Genomic DNA, 16,717 nt, shown 5'->3' with positions numbered 1-16,717 from the left:
CGGCTTGCCGGCGATTGGGCTGCAAAGCAGCCCCGGCAATCCCGAAGACTGCGGCATAATGCGGGGCCCACCCCCAAGGAAGGCCCCCATGTTCGCTTCGCTGTTCGCCGTCCTGGCCCCGGTTTTCATCGTCGCCGGCATCGGCTATGCCTGGGCCCGCAAGGGCCTGGACTACCCCACCGAATTCATCGCCCGGGTGGTGATGACCGTCGGCACCCCGTCGCTGGTGCTCTCCACGCTCAGCCGCACCGAGCTGGACCCGAACGCCTTCACCAGCATGGCCATGGCCTGCCTGCTGTGCACCTTGGGCATGGCCCTGGCCGGCTTGCTGGTGTGCCGCGCTTCGGGCATGCACTGGCGTGTGCTGTTGCCGGCGTTCATGTTCCCCAACACCGGCAACATGGGCCTGCCGATCAGCCTTTATGCCTTTGGCGAACACGGGCTGGCCTTGGCCGTGGCGTTCTTCCTGACCCTGTCGATCGTGCAGTTCACCCTCGGCATGGCCATTTCCGGTACTGCGGCTTCGTTCAAGGCACTGCTGCGCAACCCTATCGTGATCAGCCTGGCCGGCGCCATGCCGATCATCTTTCTCGATTTCGAGTTGCCGCGCTGGCTGGCCAATACCGCAGACCTGCTGGGCGGCATGACCATCCCGCTGATGTTGCTGACACTGGGCGTGTCGCTGGCCAGCATTCGCCTGCGCCATGTGGGCAGCGGCATGCTGCTGGGCGGCTTGCGCATTGGCCTGGGGGCTGCCGTGGGCTGGGCGGTAGGTGCGGCGCTGGGCATGGGCAACCTGGAGCGTGCGGTGCTGGTGGTGCAGTCGGCGATGCCGGTGGCGGTGTTCAATTACCTGATGGCGGTGCGCGCCAACCGCGAGCCGGAGCAGGTAGCGAACCTGGTGATGTGTTCCACGGTGCTGTCGTTTGCCTGGTTGCCGGTGGTGCTGGCCTGGTGGATGTAAGCCGCTTGTACCGGCCTCTTCGCGGGCATGCCCGCTCCCACAGGTACAGCGCAGCTCTCAAAACCAGTGGTGCACCTGTGGGAGCGGGCGAGCCCGCGAAGAGGCCGGTAAAGCACACGGCTATTTCTCCTGCAACCGCCACCCCTGGCTGGTCAGCACCATCGCCCGGGTTTCCTTGAGCGGTGCGTCATTGCTGGCCACCGCCTTGCCCAGTTCGGCAATGCTGGCCTTGACCCCGTCATCCCCGGCCCAAGCCGGTAACCCGGTGATCTTGTAGGCATAGGTCACATTCGACATCTTCTGCCCAGTCACCTCGCTCGGCTCACTGAACTGCTCGATCGCGGTGACCTGAGCCTTGCCGAAGCACAGCCCGTTATCCGCCTTGTAATACTTGCGGCCTTCGTCGGTGAGGTCATAGGCGTAGTAGATGTCCGTGCGTGCCGCTTGCCACAGGCGGGCGGGCACCTCGGTGCGCGAGATCTCCTTTTCGCTGACCACACCTACCTGGGCCAGGGCATGCAACGCCTTGTTGGTGCCATGGAGGTCGAAGTCCTGGGTCTTGGTCGGGAATGAACTGATGACGAAGCAGTGTGGGTACTGGGTATCGAGGTAGGCCTGGGCGGCCTTCTGGAAACTGGCCTCGCTGGTTTCCTCGCTGTTCGAGCAACCGGCCAGCGTTGCCAACAGCGCCAGCGGCACGATCTTCCTGTACATGGTGACACTTCCTTGAGTGACAAAGGCAAACGGGTCGTGCGCGATTAGAACCTACGGGCTAGAGCGGCGCAATCATGGCAAGACGGCATCTCTGTGTGGGCTGCTGTGGCCCAATCGCCGGCAAGCCAGCTCTCATAGAACAACACATGACTCATTGGTTCGGCGAGGTTCTATAGGAGCAGCCTTGTGCTGCGAAGAGGCCGGTACTGACAAAGCCTGTCTATTGGCTGTACCGGCCTCTTCGCAGCACAAGGCTGCTCCTACAAAGGACGCGTCAGACGAGCGATATTGGTTCTGTGCGCGAAAGCGCAGCCCAAAGGGCTGGGCAATCTCCCACAGGTACACCACAGGCCTTGAGAGCTGCACCGTAACTGTGGGAGCTGGCTTGCCGGCGATTGGGCCGGTAAAGGCAACATCACTGTTCGCCACGGGTATCGATACTGACCACCACCGACATCCCCGGCCGCAAGCGCCGAGCCTCCGGCTGGTCGGCATCCACGGTAATCCGCACCGGTATGCGCTGGGCAATCTTGACGAAGTTGCCGGTGGCATTGTCCGCCTGCAGCAAGGCGAACTCCGAGCCAGTGGCCGGTGAGATCTGCTGCACATGCCCATGCAGCTTCAGATGGTTCAGCGCATCCACGGTGAAACTCACCGGCTGGCCAATGCGCACATTGGCCATCTGGGTTTCCTTCATGTTTGCGATCACCCACAAGGTGTCGGGCACCAGCGCCATCAACTGCGCACCGGAATTGACATAGGCCCCCAGTCGCGTGCCGATCTGCCCCAGCTGGCCGTCGCGCGGGGCGGTGACGCGGGTGTTGTCGAGGTCGATGCGGGCCAGTTCCACGGCGGCCTTGGCGTTTTCCACCGAGGCCTCCAGCGCGGCCCGGTTGACCACCACCGTTTCGCGGTCCTGGCGGGCGATCTCCAGTGCTGCCTTGGCCTGGGCCAGGCTGGCGACCGCTGCAGCTTCGCTGGCTCGGGCCAGGTCCAGGTCGCGCCGCGACACCGAGCCATCGCTGACCAACGCCTGGTTGCGGCCGAGGTCGGCCCTGGCTTTGGTTGCCTGGGCGGCGGCATCGCCGATGGCGGCCTGGCGCTGGGCAATGGTGGCTTCGGCACTGTTACGTTGCTGCAGGTTGTTGGCCAGGGCCGCCTGTTGTTGCTGCAGCTGGGCGATGGCCTGGGCCAGGCGTTGCTTGTAGATGCGGTCGTCCAGTTGCACCAGCAGGTCGCCGGCCTTGACGAACTGGAAGTCATGCACCGGCACATCGACGATATAGCCGCTCAACTGCGGCCCGATGATGGTTACCTGGCCGCGCACCAGGGCGTTCTCGGTGCTTTCGATGGCGCTGCTGAATGGCGGCAGGCGCCAGGCATACAGCACCAGCAGAATGCCGGCCAGGGCCACACAGGCGAAGCTGATCGACGACAGGATACGCACCCGCCGCGAACGCACCGGGCTGGTCGGCTCGCTGGGCGGCGTGGCGCCTTCCGGGGTTTCGGCGATGGCGGTGGTGGTCGTGGTGCGGGTGTTGTCGGTCATCGGGTGGGCGCGCCGGGGGTGGAGTCAGGGGAAAGGGCCCGGCGTTTGGTGTGCCAGAGCCAGGTGCTACGGATACAGATCCAGATCATGGTCAGGATAGCGATGCTGCCGATCAGCACGAACACATCGTTGTAGGCCATGATGTTCGCCTCGCGGGTGGCGGCACTGGCCAGCAGGCGCATGCCGGCTTCGCTGCGCAGGGCCGGGTCGGCAATGATGCCGCCGTAGCCGGCACCGCCACTTTGCACGCGGGCCGTAACCAACGGTTCCAGGTAGCTGAGGCGGTCCATCAGGTGGCTGGAATGGAATTTCTCCCGCCAGGTCTGGAAGGTTCCCAGCAGCGCCGCGCCAATCAGGCCGCCGAGGTTGTTGCAGATGCCGAACAGCACCGAGAAACTCACCAGGTTGCGCGGGTTGGCGCGCACATGGCTGATGCCAAGGGCCATGGATGGGCCGAGGAAGAAGGTGCTGCCGAATGCCAGCAGGAACTGGCTGAGGTACATCTGTGCCGGGCGGGTGAGGTTGCTCGAGCTGCTGTCCATGAAGGCGCCGGTGGCCATGGCCAGCAGCGAGATGAACAGCGGGATCACCAGGTGGTTGGGGTTGATGGTGAGGGCACTGCTGGCCAGGCCTGCCACCGCGCCCAGCAGCATGACCGCGTATAGCGTGCGCATCTGCTCGCTGCCCAGGTTCAGCGCCTGCAGGAAGCCGACCGCCCCGGTGGACTGCTCCGAGGTGACCATGCGGATCAGCACCACGCACAGGGCCAGGCGAATGATTGCGCCGCTGCCCAGCCAGCGGGTCATCAGCAGCGGGTTCTGGCGGTTGTGCTCGATGGCCAGGCCGCTGAAGATCAGCGCGATCGAGGCCGCCAGGCCCATGCCGATCCAGGGAGCCTCCAGCCACCAGTCGATACGCCCGAGTGACAGTACGGCGCAAAGCAGGGCGGTGCCGCTGGCCATCAGCGAGAAGGTGAGAAAGTCCAGCGGCTCGAAGGTCTTGAAGCGGTCACCGGGGGGCAGCTTGAGCATCAGCACGCAGCCCAGCGCGGCCAGCGCCAGGCCCAGCTCGAACAGGTACAGGCCGCGCCATTCGGCGATCTGCAGCAGGTCTTCGGAAAATATCCGCGCCAGCGGCAACGCCAGCTGCGAGGCGCCCAGGCCCAGCACCATAGCCTTCAACCGCCATTGCGCCGGGAACGCCTGGATCATGTAGTACAGCCCCAGCGAGCTGAGCGCGGCACCGACCATGCCATGGGCCGCCCGCACGGCGATGGCCGAGTTGAGGTCGTTGACCAGCAGATGGGCGAAGGTGACCAAGGCATAGAGCACCAGGAACACCTCGGTGAACGCGCGCAGGCCGAACTGCTGGCGAAACTTCACCAGCAGCAGGTTGATGGACACGTTGGTCATTACGTAGGCGGCCGGCAGCCAGGCCATCTCCGCCGTGGTTGCGCCCAGCGCACCCTGCAGGAATACCAGGTTGGCGGTGACCAGCGCGTTGCCCAGGCCACCAGTGATCGCCACCAGCAGCCCGACCACGCCGTAGGCCAGGCGTTTGGCGGGTGTGTGCAGGGGCGTGGAGGGGGAGCCCGGCAGGCTGGGTTTTTCGTGGGGGAGCCACTGGCGTGGGGCGTATTTGTCCATGGGGCAGACTGTACTGGAGCGGCCGTTGCAAAAAAACAGTCTACAGCGTGCACCGACCTCTTCGCGGGTAAACCCGCTCCCACAGGGTCACCACAGATCTTGCAAGCTGTGTAAGTACCTGTAGGAGCGGGTTTACCCGCGAAGAGGCCGGTGCAGGCGCTACAAGGCCTTGGCCAGAAACGCCGCAGTGCGGCTTTCAGCACACCCGGCCACCACCTGTGGCGTGCCGCTGACCACCACCTGGCCCCCGGCATCCCCGGCCCCAGGCCCGATGTCGATCACCCAGTCGCTCTGCGCGACCACCCGCATGTCATGCTCGACCACCACCACGCTGTGCCCGCCATCGACCAGGCGGTTGAGCTGCACCAGCAGCCGGTCGATGTCCTGCGGGTGCAAACCGTTGGTAGGTTCGTCCAGTACATACAGCGTCGCCCCGCGGGCCATGCGCTGCAGCTCGGTGGCCAGCTTGATGCGCTGCGCCTCGCCGCCGGACAGTTCGGTGGCCGGCTGCCCCAGGCGCAGATAGCCCAGGCCGATGTCCTGCAGCACCTGCAGGCAGCGGCGCGCCGCTGGCTGCTCGGCGAACACTTGCAGGGCCTGGTCGACGGTCAATTGCAGCACCTGCGCGATGTTCATGCCTTGCCAGCTCACCGCCAGGGTTTCCGGGTTGTAGCGAGCGCCATGGCAGGTTGGGCAGGGCGCGTAGACGCTGGGCATGAACAGCAACTCGACACTGACGAAGCCTTCGCCCTCGCAGTTCTCGCAGCGCCCCTTGGCAACGTTGAAGGAGAAACGCCCGGCATCGAAGCCTTGTGCCTTGGCCTGTTCGGTGGCAGCGAACAGCTTGCGTACATGGTCGAACAGGCCGGTGTAGGTGGCCAGGTTGGAACGAGGCGTGCGGCCGATCGGTTTCTGGTCGACCTGCACCAGGCGCTTGATGCTGCCAAGGCCGGCGCTGACAAACCCGCCGCTGGCCTGTTCGGGTTCATCTTCCAGGCTCTGCTCCTCAGGCTCGCTGCGCAGGTCGGCATGGCCCAGGTGCGCCCCCACCAGCTCCAGCAGAGCCTGGCTGACCAGGCTCGACTTGCCCGAGCCGGAAATACCGGTGACGGCGGTAAAGCAACCCAGCGGGAATGCGGCACTGAGGTCGTGCAGGTTATTGCGGCTGATGCCTTCGAGCTTCAGCCAGTCGCGGGCCTGGCGAGGTGTGCGCGTGGCCTGGGCCAATGTACTGAACAGGTAGGCCCGGGTGCATGACTGCTCGACCCGGGCCAGGCCGGCGGGCGGCCCGCTGTAGAGAATGGTGCCGCCATGCTCGCCAGCGGCAGGCCCTACATCCACCAGCCAGTCGGCGCGACGCATGGTATCCAGGTCGTGCTCCACCACATACACCGAATTGCCAGCCTGCTTCAGGCGCTGCAGCGCTTCGAACAGGGCTTCGCTGTCGGCCGGGTGCAAGCCGGCCGACGGCTCGTCCAGCACGTAGATCACGCCGAACAATTGCGAGTTCAGCTGGGTGGCCAGGCGCAGGCGTTGCAGCTCCCCAGAGGACAGGGTAGGGGTGCTGCGCTCCAGGGCCAGGTAGCCCAGGCCCAGGTCGAGCAGGGGACCGATGCGTTCGAGCAGTTCGTTGGCGATGCGTTGCGCGGCGAGGCGTTTTTCCAGGGTCAGGTTGCCGTCGTGCTGCTCCAGATAGCCTGGCGCAGCAACCTGACGGAACACCTCGGCCAGCGCCTGCAACGACAACCGCGACAGCTCGCCTATGTCGCAGCCGGCGAAGGTTACGTCCAGCGCCTCACGCTTGAGGCGCTTGCCCTGGCACTGCGGGCATGGGCTGGGGCGCATGTACTGCGACACACGCTTGCGCATCTGCGCGCTCTGCGAGTGCATGAAGGTGTGCAGCACGTAGCGCCGGGCACCGCTGAAGGTGCCCTGGTAACTCGGCTCGAGCTTGCGCTTGAGCGCAGCGCGGGTCTGCGCCGGGGTCAGGCCGGCATACACCGGCACCGTGGGTGTTTCTTCGGTGTAGAGAATCCAGTCGCGTTGCTGCTGGGGCAGGTCGCGCCAGGGGGTATCGACGTCATAGCCCAGGGTCACCAGAATGTCCCGCAGGTTCTGCCCCTGCCAGGCCATCGGCCAGGCCGCTACGGCCCGTTCGCGGATGGTCAGCGACGGGTCGGGGACCATGGTCGCTTCACTCACTTCATAGACCCGCCCCAGCCCATGGCACTCCGGGCAGGCACCTTGCGGGGTGTTGGGCGAGAAGTCCTCGGCATGCAACATCGGTTGCCCGGCCGGGTAGCTGCCGGCGCGGGAGTAGAGCATGCGGATCGAACTGGACAGTGTAGTCACGCTGCCCACCGAGGAACGTGCACTCGGCGTGCCGCGTTGCTGCTGCAGGGCCACGGCCGGCGGCAGGCCTTCGATGGCGTCGACGTCCGGCACGCCGACCTGATCGATCAGGCGCCGGGCATAGGGCGCCACCGATTCGAAGTAGCGGCGCTGGGCTTCGGCGTAGAGGGTGGAGAAGGCCAGCGAGGACTTGCCCGAGCCGGACACCCCCGTGAATACCACCAGCGCGTCGCGAGGGATATCCACATCGATGTTCTTCAGGTTGTGCTCGCGGGCGCCACGAACGCGAATGAAGCCGGTGGGGGCGGGTGAACGTGGCGGCATCTGAGCGGTCCTTGGCGGTTGAGAGCACTCACGTTAGCAGTATTTGTGGTGCCTGTACCGGCCTCTTCGCGGGTAGCCGATACAGCATCAGGATCTTGGCTCGCGGGTGCCCAGCACGTCGCGAATGTTGTCCACCACGTTGCTGTCCTTGATCACATCGCTCAGCCAGCCTTCCAGCGGCATGTTGCCCCACTTGATGGCGCGTTCGATCAGGTAAGGCACCGGGCTTTGCGGTTCGCTCTGCTTGAAGAACTGGGCGATACCCGCAAGCATGGTGAAGGCTTCGTCGCGGGTCAGTGGCGTCGTGCGCATCGGCGCAGGCGTGGTGGCCTGGACGGGTGTGTTCATCGGTTCACCTGCTTCGCTGGTGGGGGCAACAGTGGCTTCGGGTTCTGCCGCTGCCACAGTGGCGGGGTGCAGTTCGACACCGCGGTCCTTGAGCAGTTTTTCAGCCAGCTGGCTGGCGCGCGACAGCATGTCGGCAAGGCTGGCAAAGCTGGGCGCCTCATGGCCGAACAGGCGGTCGGCACTGGCTTGCAGGGCGTTGCAGGCCTCCAGGCTGGCGGCGATCTGCAGGGCCTTGGTGCGCAGGTGTTCGGTGTCGCTAAGCGCCACCGAGCGCTGGAAGATTTCGGCGTTGATCTTGCCTTCGTTCAGCGCGGTCTGCATTGCCTTGGGGTTCTGCAAGGCAAGGTTTTCTACGTAGCGTGATTCGTCATAGCGCAACACGCCAAAATTCTGCCCTTGGGTAATGGGCAAGCCACCGGCAATGTCGGTGAGCGTGGTCTTCAGCCAGGACAGCCGCGCAGCGCGTTCGTCCAGGCCATCTTCGAGTGTTGGGTACAGCGTGTCCCAGAATGCTTCCAGTACCTGTTCGGTCAGCCGAAGGCCAAAGGTGATGCCTTCGAAATGTTCACGCTGGGCCAACCCTTCGCTGAGCCAGGCTACCAGCATCAGGTCCTTGCTTTGCTGCGCCAGCCCTTGGGCCGACAGGTTGACCACCTGCTCCCAGTCGGCGGTCTTCAGGTCGGTTTGCCAGTCGCCCTGGGTCAGGTAGTCAGGGTCTGCCCGGCGCGCCTCCTTGATCTGGTCGAACAAGGCAGAGAAGCTCAAGTCTTCGCCACTGCCACCCTCGATGGGTGCGGTCAGCGTTGCCAGCGAAAGGTCATTGAGGATTTCAGGCATAAAACACTCTGGTCATGGCAGATGAACAGCGTGCCAGGTCACCTGGCACGCTGTGGGATGTGGGCCGCCGTAGCGGCCCCCGGGTACGCAGGTTATCAGGCAAACACTTTGTTCGCGGTGCGGTCCCAGCCGCCGACGATGTTGCCGCCAGCCTGGCCGTCGGTGCGGTTCTGCTGGGTGTAGGTAGTTTTGATGCGGGCGAAGTTGAAGCTGATTTCTTCGACCGGCAGGTCGCTCACAGCCTTGTCTTCACCGTTCTGGTTGCCACCGGCGATGAAGCGCACCGAGGAGACCACGACTTCTTCCATGTCGATGGTCAGGTAGGTGACCTTGTCACCACCGGCGCGGTTCACGTTCAGCTTCAGCTTGGCGATGTGCTTGCCGGTGCAGCAGTGTTCGAACAGCTTGGCCGAAGCCTTGTCGACCGCCTTGCGGATCTTGAAGTCGCTCAGGGCAACACGCTCGGACGACGCACCGCCCGAGGAGCTGGCGGTAGCCGAGGTGGCCTGGGTGGCGCCGTACTCGTAGCCCAGCACTTCGATCCAGTCCTTGTGCTTTGCATCCAGTACTTCGCCCGGGATGCCGTCGATTTGGATATACGCGTCAAATGCCATTGTGAAACTCTCCATTAACAACATTTAAAGGGTTGCTCATGCGCCCCTTGGTTTTGACCTCGCCGAACCTGTCGGCAGAGGTAGCTTTCCGCTACCCGGGCCTCCTCCTGTGAGGCCCGGGTAGCCGGTTCTTGCAGCGGGCTTCAGTTGAGCCCGCGTACTTCGATTTCCACCCGGCGGTTGGGCTCCAGGCACTTGATCAGTTGCGCCCGCGGTTGCTGCAGGTCGCAGTTGACCAGCGGCTTGCGGCTGCCTTCGCCCTGGGCGACCACCAGTTCGGCAGGTACGCCCTTGCCGACCAGGTAGGTGCGAATGGTCTGCGCCCGCTGTTTCGAAACCTGCAGGTTGCCTTGGCTGTCGCCGAGCTGGTCGGCGTGGCCGGAAATGATGATCTTGCCGATGTTGGGCGTGTTCAGCAGTTTGCTGGCGATCGCGCTCAGCTGGCTCTGGCCTTCGCTCTTCAGGCTCTGGAAGTCTGCGCGGCCGAAGGCGAACAGGGTGTCGGACTCCAGCGTGATGGTCTCGATCGAACGCAGCGACTGGGCGCGCAGGCTGTCGATGTAATTGCGCGAACTGGACATCAGGAAGGCGTTGTCGAGGATACGCGGCACATCCGGCTCACGAATCTGGTCGCTGTAGAAGGTGATCTGGCGGCTGGCGTACAGGTAGTCCTGGTTGCCGCCGGCCTCGCTGGCGGCCGCGGCCATGCTCTTGCCGGTATGGCGAGCGATGGCCGGGTACCAGTAGTCGGGCAGGTGCGCCTTGAGAAACGCCGGGTCGGCGTTTTCGCGTCGGGCCGGCGAGAGCATCACGTAGGTATCCAGCGCCGCCTTGCCGAAGTCGGCGATCGACTGCGCGCGGTTGTCATGTGGCAGCGCCTCGGCCTCGACGCTGTCCACGCCGCTCACAGGCTGCAGTTCGCGGGTGTTGCGCTGGTACACCTTGATCGTGGTCAGCAGGTACAGGGTGCGGGTCAGGTTGTCTGCCGTGGGCTTGAGCATCACGTTCTGCAGCGTGGCGAAGTAACGGCTGCGCAGCAGCGGCTCGACCTCATGGCCCTGGTACAGGCCTAGGCGCATGCCCAGCGGCACGCCCTGTTCGCGGTGCTGCTGATAGTAGTGCTCGGCCCAGAAGCGCAAGCGGTCAAGGCTATGCCAGGCGGCGTACTGGCCGCGGGCAGCCTGGTCGTCGGCCTTGGCCTGGGCCAGTTCGTCGGCGATGCTGGCCAGGGTGGCGCGGTTGTTCAGGTACGACCAGCCCCACAGGCTGCACAGCACCAGGGCTGCCAGGCCGGTGGCGGCAACCCAGCCCGCCTTGCGCCGGCGCTCCCGCGTGTTGCTGGTGTACAGCGCCACCAGGTGCTGGTCAGGGATGATCACCTTGCGGAACAGGCTGTTGATGAACAGCGGCGCCGGCTGGCTGACGGCAGTGGCGGTGCCTTCGGCATGTTCGAGGGCGAAGCGTTCGGCCACATGCTGGCCGTGGCTGCCCCACAGGGCTTCGTCGGCCTGCAGTGCGGCAGTGAAATAGAACCCGCGCAGCATTTCGGCATTCTGGTACGGGTTGGCACGCAACAGGCTGTCGACGAACTGCTGCAGGCGCGGCTTGAGCGCGGCCAGCTCCAGCGGGAAGCGGTAGGCAGCGTTGTTCTGCCGGGTGACCTGAATGTCCTGCTGCACCAGGTGCTGGCTCGCCACCTGCTGCCAGTAACCGGTCAGTTCGTCCATCGCCTTGCCGAAGCGCTGGCCCCAGTCGGCCTGCGCGTAACCCTTGTGCGAGAAGGTCTTGCCCATCACTTCACCACGCGCAGCGTCATCCAGCTGGCGGTAGAACGGGGTGAAGCCGGGGATCAGGTCACACTTGGTAAACACCAGGTAGATCGGCAGGCGCACTTCCAGCAGCGCGCAGCTTTCCTGGATCCGTTCACGCAGGCGCTTGGCCACGCGGTCCTGGTCCTCGGCCGAGCCATGCAGGATGTCGGCGATGCTGACGCTGACGATCAAGCCGTTGAGAGGGCGGCGTTGGCGATGCTGGCGCAACAGCTGCAGGAAGCCGCGCCACTTGCCGGCTTCTTCGGGGCTGTTCATGTAGCGCCCGGCGGTATCCAGCAGCACGGCTTCGGAGCTGAAGAACCAGTCGCAGTTGCGCGTGCCGCCAAGCCCCGCAACCCGTGCGCCTTCGCGTTCGGCATAGGGGAAGTTCAGGCCCGACTGCAGGATCATCGTGCTCTTGCCGGCGGCCGGCTGACCGATCACCAGGTACCAGGGCAGGGCGTACAGCGCGTCCTTGGCCGAGGTGCCACGAGGTGTGTTGCTGCGCAGGCGCTCGATGCTCTGCAGCAGGCGTTCGCGCAGCAGGCTTACTTCTTCGCGGTCGGCGGGGGTGGCGTTGAGTACCGCCTGGTCGGCATCGTCGCGCAGTAACCCTTCGAGGTTGTGGTGCTGGCCGGCGCCGCGATAAAGCAGCAGTACATAGCCTGCCGACAGCATCAGGAACACGCCGATCCCGGCCAGCAGGCTATGCAGCGAGGCGAAGCCCAGGGCGCAACCGATGGCCCAGACCAGGAAGATCGCCAGGAAGAACGCCACTCCCAGCAGGTAGGGTTGGTAGCGCAGGCAGTAGTACTTGATCTTGTTCATACAGGTGTCGCATCCAGCGCATCGACGAACTGGTCGATGACATGTTCAAGAGATCGGTCGTAATCGTGCAGCCGTGGCGCTACCGTCAGCGGGTCGAGCGGCTCCAGATGCTGACCTGCTTCGGCGCAACCACTGAGCAGGCGGTAGGCACAGTTGGCGTGGCGCGACGGCAGGCAGTACAGCCGTGGTTTCATGAAGTCGTCGGCCAGCAGGCTCACCGCCGGCACGCCGGGCTGCCGGCTCATGCGGGTCAGCCAGGTCAGCCAGAGGTCGGCGGTAGGGTTTTTCAGGCCGCGTTCGGCCGGCAAGGGCAGCTCGATGCCACCGGCGAAATCGTTGTGCAGCACGGCTCGGCTTGCCTGCAGCAGCGCAAGCGCCTTGTCACTTTTGAAGTCCGGCCAGGAGCGCAGCAGGGCGCGGGCGACATCGGCCAAGCTGAAATCCTTGAGGAATTTGGCGTGCACCTGGCGAAACAGGTCGAGGTCCTGGGCCTGCAGCGGCCGCAGGGCCTTGATGCGTTCGAACAGGCTGGCGCAGTCAGCGCCCTGCACCGCCTGGTGCAGCATCGGCTTGATCTGCGCGCTGAACAGCTCGCCGAGGGTGAACGGGTTCACCAGCATCGTGGCTCCCTCGCCCTTGAGCAACTGGAAGATGAAGAACGGGTAGCGTCGCTGGCTGGCATCCCGCGAGCTGAGCAGGCCACCCAGCAGCCAGTTGCCGTTGCTCGCGCGGTAATTGAAGAAGCACATCGGCAGTGCGTCGAACAATGCCTGCCAGTCTTCGCGGTGGCGCATGGCCGCCAGCGCAGACTGCAGCCAGGCGTCGAACTCGCAGACTTCTTCCGCCGCGCCATGCAGGCTGACGAAGTCTGCGCTCGACGGCAGCTTGCCGAAGCAACCGATCATTGGGCGCCCCTGTCGTTGAGGGCGCTCAGCGCCTTGACATCACCCAGGTCGGTCAGTTTCACCCCACCGAAGTTGCGCACTACAAGGCTCACGCGGCCGCTGGCGGTGTTCCAGCTGAAGCGTTGCTGAATGCCGTCCAGGTCTTCGACCCGGGCGCTTTCGTTCATGCGCAGCAGGCCCCAGCGCCCGGGGAAGTCGAACACGGTGACCCGCGCGCCACTGAGGGTGACCACATCCAGGCGGGCACCCGGAGCGTTGCTGGTGCCCGGCCAGGCGAAGCGGTTCCAGCTACTGCGGCCGTTGCGGTAGTGCTGTTCCTGGCCATCGAGGGTGAACACGATGTCGGTGAAGTTGGCAGAAGGTTCCAGCATGATTTCGAAGCCGTTGTCACGGTCCGACAGGCTGGCGATCACCTGGCCCACGGAGCTGGCCTTGTCGATGCTGTTGAGCATGCCTGGGTTGACCAGCGCCGGTGCCTTGCCGTCGCCCACACCCAGGCCTTCACCCCCGGCCAGGTTGCCGATTTCGTTGCGCTTGAAGGCCGGCAGCAGGCCGCTGTCGGGGTCGACGAAGCGCTGCAGGTCCTTTACCGACGCCTCGTTGCGGCTGCTGCCGGCAATCGGGTAGCGGTGCGCCATGACCTGTTCCCAAGGCTTGGCGATCTGCTGCGCCCAGGCCTTGGCGATCTGCTGGCCGGCCGGGTCGCGCAGGGTCGCCCAGGCATACTGGATAGGCAGGCTGAACAGCCCCTGCAGCGAGCGCGACAGGCCGTCCTGGCTGGTGTCGACGCTGCTCTCCACGTAGTTGCGCACGGTGGTGATCTCGCTCGGCTGGCCTTCCAGGGTCTCGCTGATCAGCTGCTTGCTGCTCTTGCCCACATCCTGCGAGCGCTGGATGTTGTTCATGCGCACCTTGAGCTTGCGCAAGGCGGCCAGGTAGCGGTCCATGATGGTGCTGTCGGCGCCTTCGGCGTTGTTTTCGGCAAATACCCGCGCCACCGGTTCGAAGCGCTTGGCCAGGCTGCCGTCGTCCACCGCCGGCAGGGCCGGGGCGACGTTGGCGGGCAGGGCGTCCTTGGTGTCGAGCAGGCCGGAGACCTTGCTCCAGAAGCCGTCTTCGCGGGTACTACCGGGGGCCGGGATGGCGTGCTTGACCGGCAGGTCCCACTGGGTGTTGTCATTGACCGCCGCCAGCAGGTTCTTTACCGGCGAGTTCTGCACGTCGCTGAGCAGCCCCAGCTGCTGGGTGGCCGAGGCCAGGTCGGCGAAGTGGCGTACCCCCACGCTGCTGACCATCTTGTACCAGGCCTGGGTGTAGTCGCGCTTGTAGCGGGTCATGAACTCGCGCACGAAGTTGGCCTTCTGCACGATGGCATCGCCGCCTTCACCGTCCAGCACCCAGTCCGACTCGTTGCGCAGGTTGCCCGACACCAGCTTGATCAGTTCCGGCTTGACGAAGGTGTCCCAGCCCTGGCGGGTATAGATTGCCGGTACGCCAGCGGAGCCATACAGCAACGCGCGGCCCGGTTGCGGCACCAGGTCGTTAAGGCTCAGGGCCGGGAACTGGCGGCTCGACTCGAGTTGCAGGCGCAGGTACTCGCGATCGACCAGCGAGCTGGAGATCATGAATGACTTGAGGTTTTGCCGGGTTTCGTTGATCAGCTGTTCGTTACGCGGCAACGACGGCGCCTGGCCTTGTTCCAGCAACTGTACGTAAAGCGGGGCATTTTCTGCGATCACGGCTGCGTCGGCCGGAGTGCCTTCGGTGGCGGCGCTGGCCCAGGCCTGGGGCAGGTTGGCAGCGACGAAGGCCGGGTCCGGATGGCCTTGGGGCTCGGTCAGCAACAGGTACAGCTTGAGGGTGTTGTAGGCATCGATGATCGAGGCCACCTGCTGTTCGTCGAGGCGCCCGAGCATTTCTTCGGACAGTGACAGGCCACCGGTGGTGGCAGACAGCTCGGCGGCATCGCTGGCGGTGGCCAGGTTGACCTTGGCGGCATAGGCACCGGCGCGGCTGTTGCCCAGCGCAGCCTGGGCCTTGGCTGCAATGGCCGGGGCCAGCGGCTTGCCATTGCGTTTTTTCGGTGTCGGGGCCGGGGTGAATTCCAGCTCCTGGTTGATACCGTTGGCGAAGGTGTTGAAGGCCCGCATCTGCACTTGCAGGCTGCGTGCGATCGGCTCCAGCGCCTGGCTGCGCAGTTGCGCCAGGTAGGCGGTGCGAGTCACCTGGTGGATGGCTTCGCCATGGTACAGGCCACCCCCCAACTGCAGTGGTACACCCTGCAGGCGATGGTTTTCGACGCGGGCCATCTGTTCGCGCAGCACTTCCAGGCCCTTGCCAGCGGCCAGCTGCTGCTCGCGGTCTTCTGCCTGCTCGATCTGCGCCAGCTGCACGCGCAGGCTGTCCAGCCATTGGCGGTTATTGGTGAACGACAGTGCCTGCCAACCGATGAACAGCAACCCGGTGGCGGCGGCCAGGCCCAGCAGCAGCGGGCTGAACGCAGCCTGGCGGCCCAGGCGCGACTGGTACAGGGTCAGGTCGCGATCGGGGAAGATCACCTGGCGGAAGGTGTCGGTGATGAAGTAGCTGCGGTTGCCCGCGGCCTTGCCGACGTTCTCGGTGTGCTCATCGTAGGCGGCTTGCAGGGCGAATTCGTCGGCGATGACGTCTTCGTATACCTGCCCCAGCTGCTGCCCGGTCTGCAGGGCGCTGGTGAAGTACAGGCCGCGCAGCAGCAGCGGGGCACCGCCGCGATGGCCGCGGGTGAAGTGCTCCAGGAACTGCTCGAGGACACCGCTGAGTGCGGCGAAGTATTGCGGGAAGTTCAGCAGGGTGCTGTCGGCTTCGGCACCGAGGGCGATCACCTGTGCGTCGACATGCTGGCGAATGTGGTTCTGCAGGTTGCCCAGGCGCGTCTGCAGCACGGCGTGCAGGCCGTTGTTGCGGATTTCCGACAGGCCGAAGGTCATGCCCAGCGGTTGCTGGCGTTCATGCAGGTCAAGGCCGTCGAACGCCTGGCTGAAGCCCGGCAACTGGTCGGTCTTGCTCAGCATCAGGTACACCGGCGGGTTGGCGTCGAGGCACTCGGCGTATTCTTCCACCCGCGCCACCAGCTGGGCCGCCAGGGCATTGCGTTCGTCGCTGTTGGCTGCCAGCAGCTCGGGCAGGCTGACCACCATTACCAGGCCATTGATCGCCGCCTTGCCGCGCTGCTTGCGCAGCATGCGCAGGAAGGCCGAGAACTCGCTGGCCGACTGGTCATCACGCAAATAGCGGCCGGCGGTGTCGATCATTACCGCGTCGGGGCTGAAGTACCAGTCGCAGTGCTGGGTGCCGCTTTCGCTGTCGTTGGCCGTGGCAATGCTGGCCGACAGGCCGGAATGGGTCAGCAGCGAGGTCTTGCCGGCTGCCGACATGCCAACCACCAGGTACCAGGGCAAGTCGGACAGTGCCGCCTTGCCACCGCCTCCAGCGGAGCGGTCGGTGCGCAACATGGCAATGGCATGCTTGAGGCGTTCGCGCAGCACCTGCTGGTCACGGAACTCGCCAGTGGCATTCCACGAGCGATCAACCTCGATCTGCAGCAGGTTCTCCAGGTTGTGCTCGGCGCGAATGCGCTGGTATTGGCGCAGCACGATCACCAGCAGGAAGCAGGCGCTGATGATTGCCAGTGCTTCGGGCAGGTGCTGTTGCAGCCATGGCAGCAACGGGGCGACCAACCAGCAGGTCAACAGGCTCGCCAGCCACAGCAGCAGCAGGAGAAACCAGAAATTCTTCAAAAGGCGCAGTAATGTTTTCATGTCTTCCTGACTCGGCTACCTGACG

General features: G+C 64.8%; 10 protein-coding genes. 1 reads left to right on the top strand and 9 read right to left on the bottom strand.

Annotated elements, in window-relative coordinates:
- The first annotated feature begins 88 nt into the window (after positions 1–88).
- The gene (locus GEV38_RS15115; protein WP_013972763.1) at positions 89–964 is read left to right on the top strand and encodes an AEC family transporter; all 876 of its coding nucleotides are present in this window, start codon (positions 89–91) and stop codon (positions 962–964) included.
- Between the two features lie 120 nt (positions 965–1,084).
- Here GEV38_RS15115 and GEV38_RS15110 read toward each other — a convergent pair whose 3' ends face one another.
- From GEV38_RS15110 to GEV38_RS15070, 9 genes are all read right to left on the bottom strand, one after another.
- Positions 1,085–1,678: a hypothetical protein gene (locus GEV38_RS15110; protein ID WP_015270503.1), complete on the bottom strand. Its 594-nt coding sequence runs from the start codon at positions 1,676–1,678 to the stop codon at positions 1,085–1,087.
- A 415-nt stretch (positions 1,679–2,093) separates the two neighbouring features.
- Entirely contained in the window at positions 2,094–3,227 is a 1,134-nt protein-coding gene (locus tag GEV38_RS15105) for an HlyD family secretion protein (RefSeq protein WP_015270502.1), read from the bottom strand.
- A complete protein-coding gene (locus tag GEV38_RS15100; protein WP_054573232.1) occupies positions 3,224–4,873 on the bottom strand; it encodes an MFS transporter in 1,650 nt (549 codons plus the stop codon). The genes GEV38_RS15105 and GEV38_RS15100 overlap by 4 nt, the downstream gene beginning before the upstream one ends.
- Before the next feature lie 159 nt (positions 4,874–5,032).
- Positions 5,033–7,549, bottom strand: a complete 2,517-nt coding sequence (gene uvrA / locus GEV38_RS15095; protein WP_038409691.1) for an excinuclease ABC subunit UvrA — start codon at positions 7,547–7,549, stop codon at positions 5,033–5,035.
- 87 nt (positions 7,550–7,636) lie between these two features.
- Positions 7,637–8,734 (bottom strand): type VI secretion system protein TssA, encoded by a 1,098-nt coding sequence (tssA, locus tag GEV38_RS15090; protein WP_054573233.1) that lies wholly within the window; start codon positions 8,732–8,734, stop codon positions 7,637–7,639.
- Positions 8,735–8,829: 95 nt separating this feature from the next.
- Positions 8,830–9,348: a type VI secretion system tube protein Hcp gene (locus GEV38_RS15085; protein ID WP_013972759.1), complete on the bottom strand. Its 519-nt coding sequence runs from the start codon at positions 9,346–9,348 to the stop codon at positions 8,830–8,832.
- Between the two features lie 143 nt (positions 9,349–9,491).
- Complete coding sequence (gene tssM, locus GEV38_RS15080; RefSeq protein WP_054573234.1) at positions 9,492–11,987, bottom strand: type VI secretion system membrane subunit TssM; 2,496 nt, start codon at positions 11,985–11,987, stop codon at positions 9,492–9,494.
- Entirely contained in the window at positions 11,984–12,892 is a 909-nt protein-coding gene (gene tagF / locus GEV38_RS15075) for a type VI secretion system-associated protein TagF (RefSeq protein ID WP_039613677.1), read from the bottom strand. Before tagF ends, tssM begins: the two co-directional genes overlap by 4 nt.
- A complete protein-coding gene (locus GEV38_RS15070) occupies positions 12,889–16,692 on the bottom strand; it encodes a type VI secretion protein IcmF/TssM N-terminal domain-containing protein (RefSeq protein ID WP_054573235.1) in 3,804 nt (1,267 codons plus the stop codon). The genes tagF and GEV38_RS15070 overlap by 4 nt, the downstream gene beginning before the upstream one ends.
- Positions 16,693–16,717: the final 25 nt, after the last annotated feature.

The sequence above is a fragment of the Pseudomonas sp. 13159349 genome (assembly GCF_013305685.1).
Lineage (GTDB): Bacteria > Pseudomonadota > Gammaproteobacteria > Pseudomonadales > Pseudomonadaceae > Aquipseudomonas > Aquipseudomonas asiatica.
The sequence above is the reverse complement of the archived record's forward strand: the minus strand, read 5'-3'. Positions and strand labels throughout refer to the sequence as shown.

What these genes read in the sequence shown, in the direction of transcription:
- GEV38_RS15085 (WP_013972759.1), bottom strand. Translation starts at nt 9,348, where the DNA reads ATGGCATTTGACGCGTATATCCAAATCGACGGCATCCCGGGCGAAGTA.
- tssM (WP_054573234.1), bottom strand. Translation starts at nt 11,987, where the DNA reads ATGAACAAGATCAAGTACTACTGCCTGCGCTACCAACCCTACCTGCTG.
- GEV38_RS15105 (WP_015270502.1), bottom strand. Translation starts at nt 3,227, where the DNA reads ATGACCGACAACACCCGCACCACGACCACCACCGCCATCGCCGAAACC.
- GEV38_RS15070 (WP_054573235.1), bottom strand. Translation starts at nt 16,692, where the DNA reads ATGAAAACATTACTGCGCCTTTTGAAGAATTTCTGGTTTCTCCTGCTG.
- tssA (WP_054573233.1), bottom strand. Translation starts at nt 8,734, where the DNA reads ATGCCTGAAATCCTCAATGACCTTTCGCTGGCAACGCTGACCGCACCC.
- GEV38_RS15100 (WP_054573232.1), bottom strand. Translation starts at nt 4,873, where the DNA reads ATGGACAAATACGCCCCACGCCAGTGGCTCCCCCACGAAAAACCCAGC.
- GEV38_RS15115 (WP_013972763.1), top strand. Translation starts at nt 89, where the DNA reads ATGTTCGCTTCGCTGTTCGCCGTCCTGGCCCCGGTTTTCATCGTCGCC.
- uvrA (WP_038409691.1), bottom strand. Translation starts at nt 7,549, where the DNA reads ATGCCGCCACGTTCACCCGCCCCCACCGGCTTCATTCGCGTTCGTGGC.
- GEV38_RS15110 (WP_015270503.1), bottom strand. Translation starts at nt 1,678, where the DNA reads ATGTACAGGAAGATCGTGCCGCTGGCGCTGTTGGCAACGCTGGCCGGT.
- tagF (WP_039613677.1), bottom strand. Translation starts at nt 12,892, where the DNA reads ATGATCGGTTGCTTCGGCAAGCTGCCGTCGAGCGCAGACTTCGTCAGC.